4 protein-coding genes are annotated in these 4,568 nt (G+C 73.5%); 3 read left to right on the forward strand and 1 reads right to left on the reverse strand.

The window, feature by feature from the left end:
* Together VF665_RS08585 and ytpR are read left to right on the forward strand one after the other, a co-directional pair.
* The coding region (locus VF665_RS08585; protein WP_331053002.1) for a hypothetical protein at positions 1-190 on the forward strand (190 nt) is incomplete at its 5' end.
* 89 nt (positions 191-279) lie between these two features.
* Entirely contained in the window at positions 280-840 is a 561-nt protein-coding gene (ytpR, locus tag VF665_RS08590) for a YtpR family tRNA-binding protein (RefSeq protein ID WP_331053003.1), read from the forward strand.
* Positions 841-968: 128 nt separating this feature from the next.
* On the opposite strand, the gene VF665_RS08595 is transcribed toward ytpR, so the two are convergent.
* Positions 969-1,667: a lytic transglycosylase domain-containing protein gene (locus tag VF665_RS08595; RefSeq protein WP_331053004.1), complete on the reverse strand. Its 699-nt coding sequence runs from the start codon at positions 1,665-1,667 to the stop codon at positions 969-971.
* Between the two features lie 212 nt (positions 1,668-1,879).
* On the opposite strand from VF665_RS08595, the gene VF665_RS08600 reads away from it, so the two are divergent.
* Positions 1,880-4,555 (forward strand): histidine kinase N-terminal 7TM domain-containing protein, encoded by a 2,676-nt coding sequence (locus VF665_RS08600; RefSeq protein ID WP_331053005.1) that lies wholly within the window; start codon positions 1,880-1,882, stop codon positions 4,553-4,555.
* The last annotated feature ends 13 nt before the right edge of the window (positions 4,556-4,568 follow it).

A 4,568-nucleotide genomic window follows, 5' to 3' on the forward strand; every position in this document is an offset into this window, starting at 1 on the left:
GGACGCCCTGGCGCGCGTGGACGAGGCCGGCGACCTGCTGCTGCGGCGCGGCGTGGCGCGGCGGCTGGATCCGTCCGCCTCCGATCCGCTGCCCGGGACGACATTGGAACTGCTCGCGGTGCCGGACGATCCCGCGGTCGGAGGATGGCTGCGCGCACTGGCCGACGCGGCGCAGATGGCGCGCCGATGACCCGCGGCGGCCCGGGCGTGCGTGCCCGGGCCGCTGTTGTGTATCTTGGGGCCGAGATCCCCGTCCTGAACCCCCATCGGAGTCCGTTCGTGAACGTCAGCCAGCTGGTTCTTCGCCATCGAGTTCCCGCGCTTCCGGACGCCCCGGAGCAGATCGCCGCCCGCCTGACGGAAGCGGGATACGAGGGGGTGCGCATCGTGCCGCTCGCCGAACTTCTGAAGCCCATCGTGGTGGCGAAGGTGGAGGAGGTCACGCAGCACCCCAACGCCGACCGCCTGCGCATCTGCGTGGTGAACGACGGCGGCGAGCAGCCGCTGCAGATCGTCACCGGCGCGCCCAACGTGCGGGCCGGCGCGTACTATCCCGTGGTGCGGACGGGGGTTACGCTGCCGAACGGGACCAGGATCAAGCGAGGCAAGCTGCGCGGCGAGGAGTCGCAGGGCATGCTGGGTTCCGCGGACGAGCTGGAGCTGGGGACGGACCACGCGGGGTTGATGGAGCTGCAGGGCGAGCCCGCGCCCGGCACGCCGATCACCGAGGTGATCCCCACGCCGGGCGTGGTGTTCGTGATCAACGGCAGCCACGCGCTGGATGATGTGGTCCGCAAGCTGGGCGGCGAAGTCCCCGATCCGCCCGCCGCCGCGGAGTAGCCCGCCCCTCCCGACGCACGACGCCCGCCGCGATCCCCTGATCACGGCGGGCGTTTCTTTTCGACGACAACCATCCCGGCCTGAGCGGCTTCCGCCGTCCCTATCCCCTATTCCCTATTCCCTATTCCCTAGCGGTTCCCCGCCGTCCTCCCGCCCGCCGCGCGCCTCCGCCCATCCCCCCGGTACCGCTCCACGCCCACACCCAGCACGTACCGCGTATACCCGTTCTCCGGGTCGCGGCCGCGGCGCAGGTCGCGGTCCACGGCGCCTTCGCCGCGGTTGTACGCCAGCAGCGCCAGATTCAGGTTCCCGTACTTGTCGATCAGCCGGCGCAGGTAGCCGAAGCCGGCGCGCAGGTTGGGCTCCGGCTCCATGATGGCCTCGCGCGACGTCATCCGCCGGTCCAGCCAGCGCGCCGTGGACGGCATGAGTTGCGTGAGGCCCAGCGCACCGGCGCGGCTGCGGGCGCGCGGGTTGAAGCCGCTTTCCGCCCGCACCAGGCGAAAGCCGAGCTCCGGGTCCAGCCCTTCGCTTTCCGCCGTGCGATGGATGATGCGCGCCAGCTGCGGCGAAATGCCGTAGCGCATGGGCGAGCTGAACACGCCCCCGCGCCCCAGTTCGGTGAACTTGTGCGCCTCGTCGCGCAGCCAGCGCCAGAACTGCCGGCCCGCGGGTTCGGCCTCGGGCGCGGCGGGCGCGGGCGGAGGCGCGGGCTGCTGCTGCGCGTGCAGGGCCGGGGCGCAGGCGCACAGCGCCACGAGGGCCACCAGCACGGGGGTGCGCGGACCCGCGCGGCGGGCCTGCGTACGAGATGCCGTGGTGCTCACGTCGTCGTCTCCCTGTTCCGGGTTCCGCCACCAGACAAGCGGCACAACGTGGGCGCCGGGCCCGGCCCCGTCAAGCAAACGTACGTCTCCGGCCACCTTCCGCAGACTCTGCGTGCAGGGCCTAAACGCTTGCGCGACAACGCCTGAGGCGGCACCTTTCCCCCTCCTCTCCAACGCCCCGCCCGCAGCCTCTCCCGCGACCTCCGCGACGCATGGCCTGGCAGTCCGGTCCCGAAATCCTCCCCCTCGTCGTCTCCGGAACGCTCTGCGCCGGGCTGGCGGCGTACGCGTGGCGCCACCGCCGGGTGCCCGCGGCGCGCGAGTTCGTGCTGCTTATGGCGGCATCGGCGTGGTGGTCGCTCTTCTATGCCCTGTACCGCGCCAGCGCCAGCTTCAGCACGCGGCTGCTGCTTGCCCAGGCGGTGCAGGCCGGGGCCATCATGGTGCCGCTGGCCTGGGCCGTGTTTGCCCTGCGCTTCACGGGGCGGCGCAGGTGGCTGGCCCCGCTTCCGCTCGCGGCACTCTGCGCCGTGCCGCTTCTGACGCTGGTGATGGCGGCCACCAATTCGCTGCACCTGGCGTTCTGGTCGCGCTTTGAGCTGGTGGAGCGCAACGGGCGCGCGGCCATCGACAGCGAGCCGGCGTGGGGGTTCTGGCTGCACGTGATCTTCAGCTGGGCGCTGCTTTCGCTGGCCGTCGCCCTGGTGCTGCACCGCGCCGTTCGGGGGACGTCCGTCCGCCGTGCGCAGGCCGCCGCCGTGGCCGTGGCCGCCGCGGTGCCGTGGATCGGCAACGTGCTGCACGTGACGGAAACGGTGCGGTTTCCGGCCAACCCCATGCCCGTGCTCTTCACGCTGACGGGCGCCGTCTTTTTCTGGGCGATCTTCCGCCTGCGGCTGCTGGACCTGGTTCCGGTGGCGCGGGCGGCGCTGGTGGAGGAGATGGCGGACGGCGTGGTGGTGGTGCACCAGGACGGGCACGTGCTGGACGCCAACCCCGCCGCGCGCAGGCTTCTGGGGGGGATGGACGGCGATCGTCCCGGTCCCGACGTACTCGCCCCGCTGGCCTCGCTGCTGGCGGGCGACCCGCGCACCTCCGCCGAGGCGCGGGTAACGCTGGGAACCATGGAGAGCCCGCGGGTGGTGGACGTGCGCGTGACGCCGCTGCACGACCGCTGGGGGCAGGTGAACGGGCGCCTTCTCGTTCTGCGCGACCTGACGGAAAGCGAGCGGCGCGAAGGGGTGCTGGCGCTGCAGCGCGCTTATCTGGAACAGCTGTTCGACGCGGCACCGGAGGGGCTGGCGCTGCTGGATTCGGGGGACCGGGTGCTGGACGTGAACCCGGAGTGGACGCGGCTGTTCGGCTACTCGCCGGACGAGGCGCGCCACCGCCCCATCAACGACCTGATCGTGCCGGAGGAGCTGCACGACGAGGGGCAGTCCATCACCCTGCAGGTGGCCAGCGGCGCCCGGGCGGAGGTGGAGACGGTGCGGCGCCGCAAGGACGGCCAGCGCTGCGACGTGCAGGTGCTGGGCGCGCCGGTGTTCACCTCCGGCGTGCAGGTGGGCACGTGGGGGATCTACCGCGACATCAGCGAGCGCAAGCACCAGGAGCGCAGCCGCGCGGAACTGCTGGAGCGCGAGCGCCTGGCCCGCGCCGACGCGGAAGCCGCCAGCCGGCGCGCGGCCTTTCTGGCGGACGTGGGCACGCTGCTGAGCGCCGCCTTCAACACCGGCACCGGCTACGGCGAGCTGGCGCGGCTGGCGGTGCCGGAGCTGGCGGACTACTGCCTGATCGACGAGGCCACGCCGGAGGGCGGAACGCGGCGCGTGGCCATTGCGCATGCGCTGCCCGAGGGGGAGCGGATGCTGCTGCGCGACGCGCAGAACCCGCCGGACGCGGATCCGGCGCGGCGGCCGGCGCTGCGCGTGATCCGCAGCGGCGAGCCGGTGATGGTGGCCGAGGTGACGCCCGACGTGGTGGACAGCCTGGCGCACGACGAGGCGCATCGCGAGGCGTTCCAGGCGGTGCGCCCGCGCTCGCTGCTCATCGTGCCGCTCACGGCGCGCGGCCGCACGCTGGGCGCCATCACCCTGGCGTACGCGCATTCGGGGCGGCGCTACGGGCCCGCGGAGCGCTCCACGGCGGAGGACATGGCTCGGCGCGCGGCACTGGCCATCGACAACGCCCGGCTGTACCGCGAGGCGCGCGAGGCCATCCGCGCCCGCGACACGGTGCTGGGCGTGGTGTCGCACGACCTGCGCAACCCGCTGTCCAGCATTCTGCTGCACGCGGAGAGCCTGCTGATGGACGCCAGCGTGCAAGGCTGGGCGCGGGAGGGCGCGGCGCAGGTGGTGCGCAGCGTGGAGGCGATGGAGCGAATGATCCGCGACCTGCTGGACGTGGCCCGCATTGAGGCCGGGCAGCTGCGGGTGGAGCCGCTGCCGCTGGGCCCCGGGGTGCTGCTGCGCGAGGCGGCGTCGCTGCTGGGCGGGCTGGCGGAGGAGCGCGGGATCGCGCTGCGGGTGCAGGCGCCCGCGGAGGGCCCGCCGGTGCGCGCGGACCGCGACCGCATCCTCCAGGTGTTCAGCAACCTGGTGGGGAACGCGCTCAAGTTCACGCCGTCCGGAGGCGAGGTGGTGATCGGGGCGGAGCGCGCGGAGGGCGAGGTGCGGTTCTGGGTGCGCGACACGGGCCCCGGGATCGCCGCGGCGGACCAGCCGCACCTGTGGCAGCGGTTCTGGCAGGCGGACGGGCCGGAGCGGCGGGCGGGGGCGGGGCTGGGGCTGCCCATCGTGCACGGGATCGTGCAGGCCCACGGCGGCGAGTGCGGCGTCGACAGCCGCCCCGGCGCCGGCGCGACGTTCTGGTTCACGCTGCCGGGGTAAGGCGTTTCGGGGA

Origin of the sequence: Longimicrobium sp. (assembly GCF_036387355.1) — a bacterium.
Classification (GTDB): domain Bacteria; phylum Gemmatimonadota; class Gemmatimonadetes; order Longimicrobiales; family Longimicrobiaceae; genus Longimicrobium.

Coding starts and splice junctions, on each gene's coding strand:
- VF665_RS08600 (WP_331053005.1), top strand. CDS start 1,880: ATGGCCTGGCAGTCCGGTCCCGAAATCCTCCCCCTCGTCGTCTCCGGA.